General features: G+C 65.1%; 14 protein-coding genes and 2 pseudogenes. 8 read left to right on the top strand and 8 right to left on the bottom strand.

What is annotated here, in order from left to right; genetic code table 11:
* Positions 1–686 (bottom strand): L-lactate permease (locus tag AC1D14_RS18860; RefSeq protein ID WP_476968972.1); only part of this gene is annotated, 686 nt, incomplete at its 3' end.
* A gap of 374 nt (positions 687–1060) precedes the next feature.
* Here AC1D14_RS18860 and AC1D14_RS18855 point away from each other — a divergent pair.
* Both AC1D14_RS18855 and AC1D14_RS18850 read left to right on the top strand, forming a co-directional pair.
* Positions 1061–3241, top strand: coding sequence for a malate synthase G (locus AC1D14_RS18855; protein ID WP_476968971.1), 2181 nt, complete (start codon positions 1061–1063; stop codon positions 3239–3241).
* The gene (locus AC1D14_RS18850) at positions 3238–3666 is read left to right on the top strand and encodes a GlcG/HbpS family heme-binding protein (protein WP_476882266.1); all 429 of its coding nucleotides are present in this window, start codon (positions 3238–3240) and stop codon (positions 3664–3666) included. Before AC1D14_RS18855 ends, AC1D14_RS18850 begins: the two co-directional genes overlap by 4 nt.
* Positions 3667–4199: 533 nt before the next feature.
* Here the strand turns inward: AC1D14_RS18850 and AC1D14_RS18845 are convergent.
* Positions 4200–4777, bottom strand: a pseudogene (locus AC1D14_RS18845) (ATP-binding cassette domain-containing protein); the annotation flags it as partial.
* 97 nt (positions 4778–4874) lie between these two features.
* Positions 4875–5654 (bottom strand): SDR family NAD(P)-dependent oxidoreductase, encoded by a 780-nt coding sequence (locus tag AC1D14_RS18840; protein WP_476882292.1) that lies wholly within the window; start codon positions 5652–5654, stop codon positions 4875–4877.
* Between the two features lie 83 nt (positions 5655–5737).
* Here AC1D14_RS18840 and AC1D14_RS18835 point away from each other — a divergent pair, with 83 nt between their 5' ends.
* Positions 5738–6391, top strand: a complete 654-nt coding sequence (locus AC1D14_RS18835; RefSeq protein ID WP_476968970.1) for a TetR/AcrR family transcriptional regulator — start codon at positions 5738–5740, stop codon at positions 6389–6391.
* A 59-nt stretch (positions 6392–6450) separates the two neighbouring features.
* Complete coding sequence (locus AC1D14_RS18830) at positions 6451–7050, top strand: TMEM175 family protein (protein ID WP_230118417.1); 600 nt, start codon at positions 6451–6453, stop codon at positions 7048–7050.
* Between the two features lie 17 nt (positions 7051–7067).
* Here AC1D14_RS18830 and AC1D14_RS18825 read toward each other — a convergent pair.
* The 4 genes and pseudogenes from AC1D14_RS18825 to AC1D14_RS18810 form a co-directional block, all read right to left on the bottom strand.
* Positions 7068–7203, bottom strand: a pseudogene (locus tag AC1D14_RS18825) (ABC transporter ATP-binding protein); the annotation flags it as partial.
* A gap of 40 nt (positions 7204–7243) precedes the next feature.
* The gene (locus tag AC1D14_RS18820) at positions 7244–8110 is read right to left on the bottom strand and encodes a phosphotransferase (protein ID WP_476882269.1); all 867 of its coding nucleotides are present in this window, start codon (positions 8108–8110) and stop codon (positions 7244–7246) included.
* Between the two features lie 345 nt (positions 8111–8455).
* A complete protein-coding gene (locus tag AC1D14_RS18815) occupies positions 8456–10492 on the bottom strand; it encodes an ABC transporter ATP-binding protein (RefSeq protein WP_476882270.1) in 2037 nt (678 codons plus the stop codon).
* Positions 10489–12264 carry an ABC transporter ATP-binding protein gene (locus tag AC1D14_RS18810; protein WP_476968969.1) on the bottom strand — a complete coding sequence of 592 codons (1776 nt, stop codon included), beginning with the start codon at positions 12262–12264 and terminating at the stop codon, positions 10489–10491. Before AC1D14_RS18810 ends, AC1D14_RS18815 begins: the two co-directional genes overlap by 4 nt.
* A gap of 208 nt (positions 12265–12472) precedes the next feature.
* Between AC1D14_RS18810 and AC1D14_RS18805 the strand changes: the two genes are divergently transcribed.
* Complete coding sequence (locus AC1D14_RS18805) at positions 12473–12907, top strand: hypothetical protein (protein WP_476968968.1); 435 nt, start codon at positions 12473–12475, stop codon at positions 12905–12907.
* A gap of 63 nt (positions 12908–12970) precedes the next feature.
* Here the strand turns inward: AC1D14_RS18805 and AC1D14_RS18800 are convergent, their stop codons facing one another.
* The gene (locus AC1D14_RS18800) at positions 12971–13891 is read right to left on the bottom strand and encodes a 2-hydroxyacid dehydrogenase (protein WP_230118424.1); all 921 of its coding nucleotides are present in this window, start codon (positions 13889–13891) and stop codon (positions 12971–12973) included.
* 140 nt (positions 13892–14031) lie between these two features.
* On the opposite strand from AC1D14_RS18800, the gene AC1D14_RS18795 reads away from it, so the two are divergent.
* From AC1D14_RS18795 to AC1D14_RS18785, 3 genes are all read left to right on the top strand, one after another.
* Entirely contained in the window at positions 14032–14397 is a 366-nt protein-coding gene (locus AC1D14_RS18795) for a VOC family protein (RefSeq protein ID WP_230118427.1), read from the top strand.
* A 331-nt stretch (positions 14398–14728) separates the two neighbouring features.
* Positions 14729–15643: an SRPBCC family protein gene (locus AC1D14_RS18790; protein WP_476968967.1), complete on the top strand. Its 915-nt coding sequence runs from the start codon at positions 14729–14731 to the stop codon at positions 15641–15643.
* Positions 15644–15850: 207 nt separating this feature from the next.
* The gene (locus tag AC1D14_RS18785) at positions 15851–16273 is read left to right on the top strand and encodes a hypothetical protein (protein WP_230118430.1); all 423 of its coding nucleotides are present in this window, start codon (positions 15851–15853) and stop codon (positions 16271–16273) included.
* Positions 16274–16523: the final 250 nt, after the last annotated feature.

Below are 16523 nucleotides of genomic sequence, written 5' to 3'. Positions count from 1 at the left end.
AGCGCCACGGGCCAGGTCTGCTTCAGGCCACGCTTGCCGTCCACGATAAAGACGAGCAGCAGCGGCACGATCAGGGCGACAAAGGGTGTTTGCCGGCCGGCCATCGAGGACAGATCGTGCAAGGGCAGGCCGGTGACCCCGTTCAGGGCAATGATGGGAGCAGCCATGGCACCGAAGGCCACCGGGGCTGTGTTGGCAAGGAGCGAGACAACGGCGGACTTGAGCGGTTTCATGCCGGCGGCCATCAGCATCGCCGCGGTGATCGCCACCGGTGCACCGAAACCAGCCAGGGACTCCAGCAGCGCACCGAAGCAAAACGCAATCAGGATGGAGAGGATGCGCAGGTCGTTGGAAATGGACCGGATGGTCCGGCCGAGGGCATCGAACCACGGAGTGGCCACGGTGAGCTTGTAAATCCACAGGGCGTTCACCAGGATCCACAGAATCGGGAACAGGCCGTAAAAGGCGCCGGCGGCAGTGGCGCTAAGAGCCTGATCCAAGGGCATCTGCCAAACCATGGTGGCCAAGACAATTGATAGCAGCAGACTTGTCAGGGCAGCTTTTGCCGCTTTCACACGGAAGACACCCAACAAGACAAACAGAAGAAGCAACGGCAACGCCGCACACAAGGCGGATAGGCCAAGCGAACCCCAGAGGGGATCCACGACTTGCTGGTAAGTGCTCACAAAAGACTCCTTTGTATTTGGAGCGGGGAGGGAGAGAGTACGTGGCGCATAGGACTGAAAGCGTCAATTTACGGGGCAGGTTCCCCGACGGCTTCCGGTACGGAGCTTGAAGATCCAAGGCACCTTTTCCACCATACGATAAAAATATTCTGCGTTATGGATTGACTTTACGTATCGGTCTGACCACTAGTCAATGGTCTTGTGGGGAAAAGTTGAACTTGCTTTTAGCCGTTAGCGCCGACCGGAGCGGGATCGCCGAGACGACGTCGTGAGCGAATTGCACTTGAGCGTTGACAGGCAGCGTTGCTCTCGTTAGGTTCTACTTGTTGAAATAATCTTTCCGCTGTGCGGAATAACTTGGATGGACGAGGAACATGTCACACCGGATAGAAACTAACGGCCTTAGTGTCGCCGAAGAGCTCCATGCCTTTGTACGGGACGAGGCGTTGCCGGGCACGGGGATCGAGGAGGAGGAATTTTGGAGCGGCGCCGCGGCGCTAATCGGGGAGTTCTCGCCGCAGGTGCGCGACCTGCTGGATGTCCGTGACCTGCTGCAGCAGCAGATTGACGAGTTCCACCGCTTGAACGGTCCGGGGGACCCGGAGGTCTACGAGGAGTTCCTGCGTTCGATCGGTTACTTGGCCGATGAGCCTGCGGATTTCACTATTACGACCAATAAGGTCGACCCCGAAATCGCCACGATCTCCGGCCCCCAGCTGGTCGTGCCGCTGCTGAATGCACGCTTTGCGATCAACGCGGCCAACGCCCGCTGGGGCTCGCTGTACGATGCCTTGTACGGAACCGACGTCATCGACGAAGCGGAGGGACGTGAGCGAACGAGCGGCTACAACCCGGTTCGGGGCATCGCCGTCGTCGCCCGCGGGCGACAGTTCCTGGACGAGCACGTGCCATTGGCGGCCGGCTCGCACGCAGATGTCACCGCCTACCGTATCGCAGACGGCCTCCTTGTCGCCGAGACCCCGAACGGCATGACAGAGCTGGCCAAGCGCGACCAGCTCCGCGGCTATCGGGGCACCGCGGATGCGCCTGAGTCCGTGCTGCTCGTCCATCATGGCCTGCACGTGGAGATCCAGATCGACTTCACCCATCTCATCGGCTCGGGCGACCCAGCCGGCGTGAAAGACATCGTGCTGGAATCCGCGATCACTACAATCATGGACCTTGAGGACTCGGTGGCGGCCGTCGACGCCGAGGACAAGGTGGTCGGCTACCGCAACTGGCTGCAGCTGATGCAGGGCACTCTGACCGCCGAGGTCGCCAAGGGCGGGGGTACCTATACCCGACGGCTGAACACCGATCGCGTCTACACCGCACCTGACGGATCCGAACTGGCCCTTTCGGGCCGCTCGCTGCTGCTCATCCGCCAAGTCGGCCACCTCATGACGAGTGACGCCGTTCTCGATACAGCCGGTGAGCCGGTGCCGGAGGAGATCCTCGACGCCCTGTTTACCGGCCTCGGCTCCGTGCACGACCTGCGCGGGCCGAACGCACGCAACAATTCGCGGACAGGCTCGGTATACATCGTGAAGCCAAAGATGCACGGACCGCGCGAAGTGGCAGTGGCCTGCGCTCTACTCGCGGGCACAGAGTCCGTGCTGCGCCTTGACCCACTCACCCTCAAGATCGGAATCATGGACGAGGAGCGCCGCACCTCGGCCAACCTCAAGGCGTGTATCTGGGAGGCGCGCGACCGCGTGGTATTCATCAACACCGGATTCCTGGATCGCACCGGCGACGAGATCCACACCTCGATGCTCTCAGCGCCCATGGTGCGCAAGGCCGACATGCGCACTTCCAGCTGGATTGCCGCCTACGAGGACGCCAACGTCGACATTGGACTGGAATGCGGATTCCGCGGCCGGGCCCAGATCGGCAAGGGCATGTGGGCGGCACCGGACAACCTGGCGGATATGCTCGCCCAGAAGATCGCGCACCCGCTCGCCGGCGCCAACTGTGCTTGGGTTCCCTCGCCGACCGCCGCGACCCTGCACGCCATCCACTACCACCACGTCGACGTGGACGCCCGGCAGGCCGAGCTCGGTGGGGCGCGCCGGTCCACGTTGCGGCAGCTTCTCACCATCCCGGTCGGGGACCCCTCCGATTGGGACGCCGATGCTCGACGCAACGAGCTGGACAACAACATCCAGAGCACCTTGGGCTACGTCGTGCGCTGGGTGAATGCCGGCATCGGGTGCTCCAAGGTTCCCGATATTCAGGGCGTGGCGCTCATGGAGGATCGGGCCACCTGCCGCATCAGCTCGCAGCATGTCTCCAACTGGGTCCGGCACGGGGTTGTAACCACGGAGCAAGTGGAAGAATCGCTGCGCCGCATGGCCACGGTCGTCGACGAGCAGAACGCCTCAGATCCCGACTATTTGCCGATGTCCCCTGCGTTCGACACCGAGGGGTTCCTAGCCGCCCGCGAGCTCGTACTTGACGGCGTCGCGCAGCCGTCCGGATACACCGAACCCGTTTTACACTTGCGCCGAGCCACGCAGAAACACATCCACGACCTTGCCAGGAGCACCTCATGAACATTGACCTAGCGACTGCCCAGTCGATCATCGCCCAGGCCCTCGCGACGGGTCAGGAACACGGCTTCAAACCGCTGACCGTTGTCGTGCTCGACGCAGGAGGCCACGTCATCGCCGTCTCTCGCCAGGACGGCGCTTCGAATAACCGCTTTGAAATTGCCCAAGGCAAGGCCTACGGTGCCCTCGCCCTCGGGATGGGATCGCGGGCCATCATGGAGCGCGCCGAGCAGCAGGCCTACTTCATCGCCGCTGCGACCGCCGCTCTCGCAGGCCGCCTGATCCCTGTGCCCGGTGGCGTCCTCGTGCGCGATGAAGACGGCACGATCACAGGTGCCGTCGGCATCAGCGGGGACAGCTCCGACAACGACGAGACCGCCGCGGCGACGGCGATCAAGGCGGCCGGTCTGACGGCGCAGGTGGCCTGACCGCCTAGGTGATCTGACCTGCCGGGCGCACGCTCAGCCCGCGTGAGCCCGGCGGCTCCTAGCATCCCCTCGCGAACGGCGGGAAGAACCGGCGAATTCACGTATAGAGAGCGGTGCCAGCCGCTGAGACCAGGCAAATGGGCTCTCCCCGAAACGGTGCCGGATCGTTCATTTCAGTATCAGAGAAGGCACGATGCGAACGGTCCGGGCGTAGTTTCTTGAGGGGCTTGTCACACAGCAGTACCGATGACAAACGAGCCCGGCAGAACTTCAGAGAGAGTGACGAGAGGCCTAGGACCTTGCCGCAACTAAACCAACGTTTGTCTCGCATTCCCGCGTCTTGCAACCGCCGGCTCCAAGACGCGGGAACAGGCGTAGTGCGGCGGACCCTCATATCCAAAATGAACTACACCCCAACCTGACGTCAGGTAAGAAGCCGAATGGGCGTCAGCATAGGGTGTGATTCCCCTTTTTCTGACACAGCTCAAGAGGCGCTTAGAGCTCAACCTGACAATACTGATACGCCAGCCGCGCTAAACCTCCGCCACAGGAGCCGCGAACTGTGCCGCATACAGCGCCGAGTACGCTTCACCCGCAGCCAACAACGAAGTGTGGGCCCCTGCTCCACGATCTGCCCGGCTTTCATCACCAGGATGAGGTCGGCGTCGCGGATGGTGGACAGGCGGTGCGCGATCATGAAGCTTGTCCGGTCCGAGCGCAAGGCACTCATCGCCTTCTGCACCAGCACCTCGGTCCGGGTGTCCACAGAAGAAGTCGCTTCATCCAAAATCGAAACAGACGGCCGTGCCAGGAACGCCCGGGCAATCGTCAGCAGCTGCTTCTCGCCGCCGACACGTTAGAACCCTCGTTCTCCAGCACGGTGTCGTAGCCCTCCGGCAGCGAGTGCACGAACCGGTCCACGTACATGGCCCGCGCGGCCCCTAGGATCTCCACCTCTGTAGCCGAAGGGCGCCCGTACGCAATGTTGTCCCGGGTCGATCCGCCGAACAGCCACGGATCCGTGCTCGCCGTCGAGCGTTATCCGCCCCGCATCCAGCTCGTAGAACCGCATCATCAGGTTCACCAACCTGGTCTCGCCCGGTACTCGTGGGAGCCTATTCGCCGCCGGCATCTGCTGTGCGCAGCGACGGTGAGCGGACGACGGCGGGATGTCCCGCCGTCGTCCGTTTGCGTTTGGTGCCGCTCCCCTACAGCGCCGACCAGCCGCCGTCGGACGCGAGGATCGCGCCGTTGATGTTGGTGCCGTCGTCGCTGAGCAGGAAGGTGATCGAGGCGGCGAGCTGCGCCGCGGTGGCGGGCGTGGGGACGGTGGCCTGCATCAGCGGGCCGAGGCGTTCGGCCGCGAGCTGGGATCCCCAGTTGGCCACGATGTTGGTGATGGTGGGGCCGGGGGCCACGGCGTTGAAGCGCAGGCCCTTGGGCCCGTACATCACGGCCGAGTTCTTGGTCAGGCCGACGACGGCGTGCTTAGACGCGGTGTAGGCCGCGCCGGCGGCGGACCCGCGCAGGCCGGCCTCGGAGGCGACGTTGACCACCGAGCCGGTGCCGGCGTCGAGCATCATCGGCACCACGGCGCGGGTCAGGCGCATGAGGGCGGTGACGTTGATCCGGAAGACGCGCTCCCAGAGGTCGTCGTCCACTTCGTGGATGGGGGCGAAGTTGTCCATGATGCCGGCGACGTTCGCCAGCGCATCGACCTGTCCGCCGGCGGCGGCGACGACGGCGGCCACGGTCTCCTCGGTGGAGATGTCGCCGGCCACGGGGACCAGGTCCAGTCCGGCGTTCTCGGCTACCAGGTCATCCAGGCGTTCCTTGCTGATGTCGGCGGCGATGACGCGGCCGCCTTCCTTGGCGACGCGCAGGGCGGTGGCCTGGCCGATGCCGGAGGCCGCCCCGGTGACGATGACGGTCTTGCCGGCGAAGCGGCCGCTGGTGGCGGCTTCCTGCCATGTAGCTCCGTTGCCCATGATGTCCTTCCAGACGTTGCTGATCGTGGTGCGATCCACCTTATGACACTCTGTGTCATTATGTAAGGGTGAATACTGGTGGGATGCCTTCGGATGCTTTGAAGACCGCCGTTCCGCGCTCCACCGGTCGCCCGGTGACGATTGATCCCAACGCCGTGGCCGCCATCGCGCTGCGGCTGTTCGCCGAGCGCGGCTACGAGCAGACCTCCATGGGGGACATCGCGCGCGAGGCGGGGATCGGGCGCAAGAGCCTATACCGCTACTTCTCCAGCAAGGCCGAACTCATCTGGGGCGGAATGGAGCCGGTGATCGAGGCATCGGGGCGGGTTTTGGATTCCTTTAGCGTTGCGGGCGCTTCCGACGGCGACATGCTGGCGGGGCTGCGAGATGCGGCTGTCGCTGGAGTTGCTGTTCTCCCTGACCTGGAGGTCACGCGCGGCCGGCTTCGCCTGATCGCTGAACACCCCGAACTGGCCAGCCGGAGCTACGAGTCGCTGGCGCCGCAGCGGGAGCGGACGCGCGCTTGCCTGATATCGGCTGGAATCAGCGAGGATGTTGCTGGGTATCTGTGCGCCGCTTATCTCGGGGCGACGTTCGAGGCCTGGATGCAGTGGGCTGCGGGGTCGGACGCGGATCCGGTGCCTTATTTGGTGGCGGCGGTTGGGGTGCTGCGCGTGCCGGGCTCATGGATGCCTCGGCAGTCAATCGACGCAACGGCCTCGACCAAGGCAAAGTAGGGGAAGCTCATATCCGGTACTACGTAAAGCTGGGATGAGGCGCTGATGAAGGGAACTTTGTGAACAAGAATCGGCTGGAGGCATTCAGCGATGGCGTACTGGCCATCATCATCACCATCATGGTGCTCGAGCTGCGTGTGCCGCACGAACCGACCTGGCAGGGGTTGGCCGCTGTGCTGCCCACCTTCCTCAGCTACCTGCTCAGTTTCGTTTACGTGGGCATCTACTGGAACAACCACCACCACATGATCCACTTGGCCGACCGAGTAAACGGCGGGATCCTCTGGGCGAACCTGCACCTCTTGTTCTGGCTCTCGCTCTTCCCGTTCAGCACCCGTTGGATGGACGAGTCCGGGTTTTTACAGGTCCCGGTTCTTGTATATGGGATCAACCTCCTCTGCGCGGCCATCGCCTACTTCATCCTGCAGCAGACCCTCATCCGCCATCAGGGCAGGGAGGGTGCCCTCGCCCGGGCCGTCGGCAGGGACTGGAAAGGCAAGGCGTCCCCGCTGATCTATTTGACGGGCCTTGCGCTGAGCGCAGTACAGCCGTTACTGGGAGTTGCGGTCTATACCGTGGTGGCGCTGATCTGGCTTGTTCCGGATCGTCGGGTTGAGCACTTCGTAGCCCAGGCGCACCAAGACCAACGCCGACGCTGACCCCAGACCCCAGACCCTTAAACCTCCGCCACTGGAGCCGCGAACAGCGCCGAGTACGCCCCGCCGGCCGCCAACAACTCAGCATGCATTCTCCTGCTCCACGATCTGCCCGGCCTCCATCACCAGGATGAGGTCGGCGTCGAGGATCGTGGACGGCTGTCGCTGCGGGTGGAGCCGTCATCTGCCGGGGGGCTCACTGTCTCAGCTCCCGTGCCGCGCGTTCCGCGAGGACGGCGATGGCCAGGGAGAAGCGTCCAGGTAACGGAGAAAGTGCCAGACGGAGCCAGAAGGCGTCCGAGTACGCATCGAACCGGGCCGGGCTGACGTGCAGTTCCTCGGCGGCGGCCAGCACCTGCCTGTGAGCCGTCAGATATCTTTCGGGCGTCATGCGGTTATTTCGCAGATGAAGCTCCAGTCGGACGTCCAGGCCGGCCAGATCCCGGGCGGCCTCGTGTTGGGCCGTACTGTCGAAGTCCAGCAATCCGGGCGGCATTTCGTCGGCAGGAACGATGATTTGCCTGTCGTAAAGGTCTCCGTGGGCCCATACCAGAGGATCCGGTGTTGTCCGAAGCAGGTTCGTGGCCACTTGCTCTGCAGCGGCACGCAAGGCATCGCGCTGAGACGACAACTCGGGGACGTTTTCATTGTGCCGCAACCAGTCGTCCACCCGTCGCCACGCCTTCGTGGCTTCCCACTCTGCTGAACGGAGCGGAAGGCTGTAGAGAACGCTCTGTGCCGCGGGACCATAGGAGCCGTTCAGTTCCGTGACCCAGGCGCGCGACCATTTCTCCCACGCCCTGGCGAACTCTTGATCGCAGACGGCGGCCTCCACCTGGCCCAGCTCGTTCAGAGTCTGTCCCTCGATGGCGCTGAAAACGATGACGTCCTCCTGGGAACTCTGACGGAGAATTCTGGGTGTTGTGAAGTTGCCGGCGTCCAGCAGGACGTCCATTTGTGCACAGCGCTCGGCCGGTACGACGGCGCCGCCTGGCTCGAAGATCTTTATGTAGCGGCCCTCCGCCCGGACGACCGCCTGGTGGTGGGGCCAGTACGAAATCAATTCCCCCCGCTCCGCTTCCCCCCGCAAGGCGGGCAGCCCCGGATCGTCCAACGGGATAAGTTCGAACTGCCCGTGACGCAGATGAGCTCCCCTGACGCCGGGCCGTCCCGGAGTCAAAACCTCCAGTACAAATTCTCCTGGTGTCTTGTCCGGCCATGCCCGCTGAATCAGCCAAAATGTACCGGTATCGTCGTCGGCAGACGCTGGAACGGGGGAGGGCCAGTCCCTGGAATCAATTCCTTGGACTGGCGGAGGCGCCAGCCAATGGTTTGAGCCATGAACTGCGGGCGGCCGAGACTCACCAGCCGCTCTTCCAACCCTCGGCTTTCGAGACGACGCCAACCCTTAAACCTCCGCCACAGGAGCCGCGAACTGCGCCTCATACAGCGCCGAGTACGCCCCGCCGGCCGCCAGCAAGGAAGCATGCGTCCCCTGCTCCACGATCTGCCCGGCCTCCATCACCAGGATGAGGTCGGCGTCGCGGATCGTGGAGAGGCGGTGGGCGATCACGAAGCTCGTCCGGTCGGACCGCAACGCACTCATCGCCTTCTGCACCAGCACCTCGGTGCGGGTGTCCACCGAGCTCGTCGCCTCGTCCAAGATCAACACAGAAGGCCGGGCAAGGAACGCGCGCGCAATCGTCAGCAGCTGCTTCTCGCCGGCGGACACATTGGAACCCTCGTCGTCGAGCACCGTGTCGTAGCCCTCCGGCAGCGAGCGCACGAACCGGTCCACGTACGTCGCCTGCGCGGCCTCCAGAATCTCGGCTTCCGAAGCACCAGGCCGGCCGTACGCGATGTTGTCCCGGACCGTCCCGCCGAACAGCCACGTGTCCTGCAGCACCATGCCCATCCGCGAGCGCAGCTCGTTGCGCGTCATCAGGGTGACGTCCACGCCGTCGAGCGTTATCCGCCCCGCATCCAGCTCGTAGAACCGCATCATCAGGTTCACCAGCGTGGTCTTGCCGGCCCCGGTGGGCCCCACTATCGCCACGGTCTGCCCGGGCTCGGCCACCAGGCTCAGGTCCGAAATCAGCGGCTTGTCAACAGAATAGGAGAAGGACACGTTATCGAACACCAGCCGGCCCCGCACCGACTCCGGCGCCACGGCAACAGCCGGATCGGGGCTCTGCTCCTCCGTATCCAACAGCTCGAACACCCGTTCCGCCGACGCCACCCCTGACTGCAGCAGATTGGCCATCGACCCCAGCTGGGCCAGCGGCTGCGTGAACTGCCGCGAGTACTGGATGAACGCCTGCACGTCGCCCAGCTGCATCGCCCCGGACGCCACCTGCAGCCCGCCCACCACGGCGATCCCCACGTACACCAGGTTCCCGATGAACGTCAGCGCCGGCATGATCAGGCCGCTGATGAACTGCGCGCCGAAGCTCGCCTCGAACAGCTCCACATTCTTCTGCCGGAACCGCTCCTCCACCTCCCGCTGCCGGCCGAACACCTTCACCAGCGCGTGCCCCGTGTACGTCTCCTCGATCTGGCCGTTCAGCTCCCCCGTGTGCTTCCACTGCGCCACGAACAGCTTCTGCGAGCGCTTGGCGATCAGCGCCGTGGTCACCAGCGTCAGCGGCACCGTCACCAGCGCAATCAACGCCAGCACCGGCGAAAGCAGGAACATCATCACCAGCACGCCCACCACCGTGAGCAGCGACGTCACCGCCTGGGAGATCGACTGCTGCAGGCTCTGCGAGATGTTGTCCACGTCGTTCGTCACCCGGCTGAGCAGCTCACCTCGTTGGACTGAATCGAAATACCGCAGCGGCAGCCTGTTGATCTTCGCCTCGATCCGCTCGCGCAGCCGGTACACCGTCCGCTGCACCACACCGTTGAGCACATACGCCTGGATCCAGCCGAACGCCGACGCCAGCACATACAGCGCCAGCGCCCACTCCAGCACGCTGGCCAGCGCTGCGAAGTCGATCCCCGTCCCCGGTGTCAGCGTCATCGCGCCGATCATGTCCGCCTGCGAATCCTGGCCGGCCGCCCGCAGTCGCGCGATCACCTCGTCCTTGCTCACCCCGGCCGGCAGGTTTTTCGACACGACGCCGGCGAAGATCAGGTTGGTGCCCTCCCCCAGCAGCCGCGGCCCGATCACCGAGAACGCCACACTCGCCACGGCAAGCGCCAGGACCAGCGCCAGCCACAGCCGCTCCGGGCGCAGCGTGCCCAGCAGCCGCCTGGCCGACGGCCAGAAGTTCATCGCCTTCTCCGCCGGGACATTCATCCCGGCAAACGGCCCGCCCCTGCCCGGGCCCATCGGCGGCCGGGGCGGCCCCGCGGGCCTCTCTCCTGTCCCGCCCGCGGGAATACGTCCGACGGCGGGTGCTCCCGTTCCGCTGCCGGTTCCGGTCCGGCTTGAGGTGCTCATGCCGCCTCCTCCGCCGCCAGCTGGGAGGAGACGATCTCCCGGTACGTCTCGGACGTCTCCAGCAGCTCCCCGTGCGTTCCGCGCCCGACGATCCGGCCGTCGTCGAGCACCAGGATCTGGTCTGCATCCACGATGCTGGACACCCGCTGGGCGATGATCACCAGCGTGGCTCCGGAGGTGTCGTGCTTGAGGGCCTGCCGCAGGCGGGCGTCCGTCGCGGTGTCCAGCGAGGAGAACGAGTCGTCAAAGATGTACAGCTCGGGCCTCTTCACCAGGGCCCGGGCGATGGCGAGCCGCTGCCGCTGGCCGCCGGAGACGTTGGTGCCGCCCTGCGAGATGGGCGCATCCAGGCCGCCCTCCATCTCCCGGACGAAACTGTGTGCCTGGGCCGTGGCCAGGGCGCGCCACAGCTCGTCCTCGGTGGCATCGGGCTTGCCGTAGAGCAGGTTGCTGCGCACGGTGCCGGAGAACAGGTAGGGCCGCTGCGGGACCAGGCCGATGTGCCCCCACAGCAGGTCCGGGTGCAGCTCCCGCACGTCCACGCCGCCGAACCGCACCGAACCGGCGGTGGCGTCGAAGAGCCGCGGCATCAGGTTCACCAGCGTGGTCTTTCCCGACCCGGTGCTGCCGATGATCGCCGTCGTCTGCCCCGAGCGGGCCGTAAAGCCGATCCCGCTGAGGACAGGCTGCTCGGCACCAGGGTAGGCAAATCCGACGTCGTGCATTTCCAGCTCGCCCCTTCGCGGGCGACGCCGGGCAACGCCGTCTTCACCAAAATCCCGATCGGCGCCAAAACCCACGGGGTGCGTCGGCGGGCGCACGCTTGACTCTGTGTTCAGCACCTCCCCGATCCGGTCCGCGGAGACCGCAGCGCGGGGGATCATCACCGCCATGAATGTGGCCATCATGACGGACATCAGGATCTGCAGCAGATAACTGAGGAAGGCAATCAGGGTGCCCACCTGCATGGACCCGTCCTCAATCCGGAACGAGCCGAACCAGATCACGGCCACGCTGGAGACGTTGAGCACCAGCATCACCACCGGGAACGCGAGCGCCATCAGCCGCCCGGCGCGCAGGGCCGTGTCGGTCACGTCCGCGTTGGCCCGCGCGAACCGGGCGGTCTCGATGTCCTCGCGCACGAACGCCCGCACCACACGGATGCCGGTGAGCTGTTCGCGGAGCACCCGGTTCACGGTGTCGATCCGGACCTGCATCTTCCGGAACAGCGGCACCATCCGCGTAATGATCAGTCCGACGCCGATCAGCAGTGCCGGGACGCTGACGGCGATCAGCCAGGACAGCTGGGCATCCTGCCGGACGGCCATGATCACACCGCCGATGCTGAGCATTGGTGCCGCGACCATGAGCGTGGCGGACATCAGGACGAGCTGCTGGACCTGCTGGACGTCGTTGGTGGAGCGCGTGATGAGGCTCGGGGCACCGAACCGGGTGACCTCCTGCTCGGAGAACTCACCCACCCGGCCGAAGATGGCCCCGCGCAGGTCACGCCCCAGGCCCATCGCCGCCTTCGCCCCGAAGTACACGGCCGTCACCGCGCACGCGATCTGCAGCAGCGTGATGAACAGCATCAGGCTGCCCACCCGCAGGATGTAGCCGGTGTCGCCCTTCGCCACACCTTCATCGATGATGTCCGCATTCAGCGTGGGCAGGTACAAGGAAGCGATGGACTGCGCCAGCTGGAAAACGACGACGGCGATCAGCAGCCGCCGCTGCGGCCGCAGGTACTCAACGAGCAGCTTCCAGAGCATCCGGGCTCCACCTCACGCAGGCACATCACGCACACTGATTTGGACAGTGTACGTCGCGAGGCTGGGGACGTGTTGGCGCCCTCCTTCCACACTTGACAGGGCCGCGGATTCCGTCACCTGTAGGCTGTGAAACACCGCCGGACATCCGCGGTACATCGCATGTTGAAGATTGGGGACTTCATTGGGGGAACAGCGTTTGGATTCCGGCGTGCCCGGTGACATACCGGCAGTCATTAGGTCGTCGGCGGCGTTCTGGCTCGCCAGCGCCGTGGCTGCAGGCTTCCTGCCGGCTGTTTTGGAGGTGGCACGCATCGACTTCGGCCAGTCCACGCCCGATTGGGCGGTGCCGTACATGGTGGCGTTCGCGGTGCCGCTGACCGCCCTGCAGGTGTGGGCCGCGATCGAGCTGCTGAGGGGCGCGGGCTGGGCCCGCATCCTCCTGACCGTGGTCGCCGGTCTTTCCGCGCTGGGAGCGCCGCTAGACCTCTCGGGCCTCATCCTGGCCGGGCTGGCCCTGACGCTGGCCGGTGCCGCGCTGATGTGGACTCCTGCCGCCAACCGGTTTTTCCGGCGGGGCCGGCACGAGTCTCCAGTCCCCGGCCTGGAGCCCGACGCTCCGAGGCGGTCCGCGGTCGGACCCTGACGGGGACGGGGCCGAACGAGGACCCGGCCTGAAGAGGACCCGCCCGAGTGGGACCGGGTCGCATCAGCCGCCCAGCACCACGTTGACCGGCGGTTCCCCGGCCAGCATGAGGTCGATCTGCCGCTGCAGCAGCCGCCCCATCCGCGGGCGCATCGCGGAGCTCGCCCCTCCCACGTGCGGGGTGATGATGACGCCGGGTGTGCCCCAGAGCGGGTGGTCCCGGGGCAGAGGCTCGGGATCCGTGACGTCTAGGGCGGCACGGATCCGTCCGGACGCCGTGTGGCGGACCAGGGCTTCGGTGTCCGCCACCGGGCCCCGGGCCACGTTCACCAGCAGCGCGCCGTCGGGCATTGCCGACAGGAAAGCGTCGTCAATGAGGTGCTTGGTGGCGTCGCCGAGCGGCACCCCCACAATTACAATGTCGTGTTCCGGCAGCAGCGCGGGCAGTTCCGCGATGCCATGGACGACGCCCGTCTCATCCGTCCGCTGCCGGCTGGCCACCCTCGTGATGCTCGTTTCAAACGGGATGAGCCGCTGTTCGATCGCCTTGCCCACGCCGCCGTAGCCGACAATGAGGACGCGGCGGTCTGCCAGGCTTGCGGTGGGCCTGGTGTCCCACTCGCCCTCCTGCTGGTTCCGCATGATGCGCGGGAACTCCCGCTGGCTGGCCAGGACCATGGCCAGGGCCAGTTCCGCGGTGGACGTTTCGTGCACTCCGGCGGCATTGGCAAAGACCCGTCCGGCCGGAAGCGCCTCCGCCACACCGTCGAACCCGATCGACTGGCTCTGCACCAGCGCCGTCTCCACGCCGTCTAGATTCCGCAGGACCTGCGGGCCGCCCATGTACGGCGGCACCACGATGTCGATCTGGCGCTGCGGCGGCTCGCCCGCGAAGTCCCACTCAAACACCGTGACGGCCGCGTTCGGCGTCAGGTACTCGCGAAGTGCCGCATCCGGCAGGCTCACAGTTATCTTCCGGGTCATGGGTCTCCAACAGCTCCGTCGGCTCGGGGCAGGTCGGTCACATGGGAGGGCGGCCTGCCGGGTGTTCTCTGTCGCCAGCCTAACGGAGCGGCCGGAGGCAACAGCTTTGCGGAGCCCCTGGGCGGGTGTACGTTGGCCGCATGCTGAGCATCGGCTCCATCGTGATCCGCGTTGATGACCTCCCGCGCCAGATGGCCTTCTGGCAGGCAGCCTTGGGCTACGAACCGCGAAGGGCGGCGGATGAGGATTTTGTGATCCTCCAGCCGCCGGACGGCGTGGGCACGTGCATCTCGCTGGACCGGGTCCCGTCGTCGGCCCGCATCCCGCCGCGGATCCACCTGGACCTGTACGCCGAGGACCAGGGCGGCGAAGTGCAGCGCCTCCTCGGTCTCGGAGCCACCCGTGTTGAGTGGAGCAAGCGGCCGGCGGACGCGGACTACGTGATCCTTGCCGATCCGGAAGGCAACCGTTTCTGCGTGGTGGACACCGCGGGCAGCGAGGATTAGCGGATGCCCGCCGGCTGCGCGCCGTCGCCTTCCTCTCTTCGCGCGGGGCATAGATGTGATTCGGCTCAAGGTTTAGTCAAGATGTCCTAAATATGCCCTGATAAGCCTCCACCCGGCTGTACATTGATTCCAAGCTCTCCGTCTTTCCCCCCAGACCGGAGCGCCAGGGAGCCTCCGCGCTTGAGTCCACAGGATTCGCGCAGGGGCTCCCTTTCACTTACGGCCGGAGGACGGCTCTGGCCAGCTAACGGTTCAGGCCGATATGGTAAGCATGCTGACGAATTGTGTTCTTGTTCGTCGGTGCCTGTTCAAGTCGACAAAAGGAGACACTGTGAGCACGAGGGTTGAAAAACGAATTCTGGTCAATGTGCCGGTCAGCACGGCCTACAACCAGTGGACCCAGTTCGAGGACTTTCCCCAGTTCATGGGCGGCGTGAAGAGCGTGACCCAGCTGAGTGACGACCGCCTTGAGTGGGTGGCCGACATCGCCGGCGTCAAGCGGAAATGGGAAGCGGAAATCCTCGAGCAGATCCCGGACCGCAAGGTCGCCTGGGCCGCCACCGAGGGTGCCACAAACGCCGGATCGGTCGAGTTCGAGGATGTGGGCGGCGGGCAGACGTCCGTCCGGCTCTTCATTGACTACGAGCCCGAGGGCTTGGTGGAAAAGATCGGTGACAAGCTCAACGTGGTGGATCGCCAGGCCGAGTCCGATCTCCAGAAGTTCAAGGAGTTCATCGAAGACGAAGGGTATGCCAGCGGCGCCTGGCGGGGTTCCGTCAACGAAGGCGCCTCCGTCGGCACACCCGGCGTCGAACATGCTGCTATGTCGCGCGGCGACAGCGGCAAGGCCGGAGTATCCGGCAAGCTCGCCGCGGGGGTCGGCGTTGCCGCGGCGGCAGCGGCAGGAGCCGTCGCAGCCACCCGCAGCAGCGATTCGGACGCCACAGTGCGAGTCCCCGACCACACGGCGACCCCGGCGGTGACGCCGGTGTACACCGAGACAGTAGGCACCGCCGGGACGCCTGAAGTGACCGGCACGGCTCCGGTAACCGGTGCGGACAGCTCGGCGCTGGCCGACGAGACGATCGCCCATCCCTTCGACCAGACCAACGGCCTCATTGACGACGACGGCGATTCGGACGAAACAGCCGCCAGTGACACCCAGAGCGCTGCGGATCGCGACGAGACCGCTGACCGCGGCCCGGGCACCGTCCCGCCCATGGGTGGAAATCTCGGCCAGCATTAGGGGCAGCACGGCCGGCTGAATTCCACAGCCTGTTCCCCAAACGAACGCACTGGAGCGACGGCGGGACCTCCCGCCGTCGCTCTTTTTGCTTTCGACGTCAGGTGGCCGAGAAAGAAAAGTTGAACGATAAATTTTTAGGATTGACCTACACGACAAGCGGTGGCAACGTGGGACACATCTCGCACCCTCCTCTCGTCGGGGGTATTTATGCACACCCTCTTCAGACAGTTGGCGTCCGCCGCGGGCGGACACCAGCGAAAACGTCTGCAGCCCGCCACGGTGATGGCAGTCCTCGCACTCGTTGTGTTCCTGGGGGCGTCCACTCAGGGCCTGGCCCGAAACTCTGCATTCAATAACCACCACGGCGCCGCCACCATCTCGGGACTGGCGCCGAGCCCGGCAGTTCATGGTTACCCGCCGGTCGCGTATTTCTTTGACGCGTCCAGTGAGCCGCTGCAAGCGCGCAGCACTGACGGCATGCAAGGCGACGACGCCTGGCTGCGGGACTCTGCCCTGCAGATCGCGGCAACTCCCGCTGCCACTGTCATCAGCTGCTCGCCGTCGCCTTTGCCACAACGGAAAGAGACCCGGCAGGACCGCAGCCGGCCCCCTCCGGAGCTCCACGCCTGACTGGTTGGTTTCCCAAGGGTGCGTCGTACTTTCTTGTGGCTGCTCTGTATTACTTTCTTGGGGCAGCTCTAACGACGTTGACCGGCAGCCTACGCGGGCATCAGTACATTTAGGGCAAATTATGAGAGTTGTCTAATAATTTTTATCGCTGGTCGCGCCTTTCTTAAGGGCTGGCTAGACCAAAGTAATCGTCACCGAGAATTCGGTTGGCTGTGGGGGGCGAATTCAGTAGGCCGTGGGGGCCCATTGA

This window comes from Arthrobacter sp. P1_B11 (assembly GCF_056406715.1).
Note: the sequence above shows the minus strand (reverse complement) of the source record. Positions and strands in the feature narration are given on the sequence as shown.

Bases quoted from the DNA above. Each gene is read 5' to 3' on its own strand.
- AC1D14_RS18835 (WP_476968970.1), top strand. From the start codon at position 5,738: ATGCCTTCGGATGCTTTGAAGACCGCCGTTCCGCGCTCCACCGGTCGC.
- AC1D14_RS18800 (WP_230118424.1), bottom strand. From the start codon at position 13,891: ATGACCCGGAAGATAACTGTGAGCCTGCCGGATGCGGCACTTCGCGAG.
- AC1D14_RS18810 (WP_476968969.1), bottom strand. From the start codon at position 12,264: ATGCTCTGGAAGCTGCTCGTTGAGTACCTGCGGCCGCAGCGGCGGCTG.
- AC1D14_RS18815 (WP_476882270.1), bottom strand. From the start codon at position 10,492: ATGAGCACCTCAAGCCGGACCGGAACCGGCAGCGGAACGGGAGCACCC.
- AC1D14_RS18785 (WP_230118430.1), top strand. From the start codon at position 15,851: ATGCACACCCTCTTCAGACAGTTGGCGTCCGCCGCGGGCGGACACCAG.
- AC1D14_RS18840 (WP_476882292.1), bottom strand. From the start codon at position 5,654: ATGGGCAACGGAGCTACATGGCAGGAAGCCGCCACCAGCGGCCGCTTC.
- AC1D14_RS18795 (WP_230118427.1), top strand. From the start codon at position 14,032: ATGCTGAGCATCGGCTCCATCGTGATCCGCGTTGATGACCTCCCGCGC.
- AC1D14_RS18855 (WP_476968971.1), top strand. From the start codon at position 1,061: ATGTCACACCGGATAGAAACTAACGGCCTTAGTGTCGCCGAAGAGCTC.
- AC1D14_RS18850 (WP_476882266.1), top strand. From the start codon at position 3,238: ATGAACATTGACCTAGCGACTGCCCAGTCGATCATCGCCCAGGCCCTC.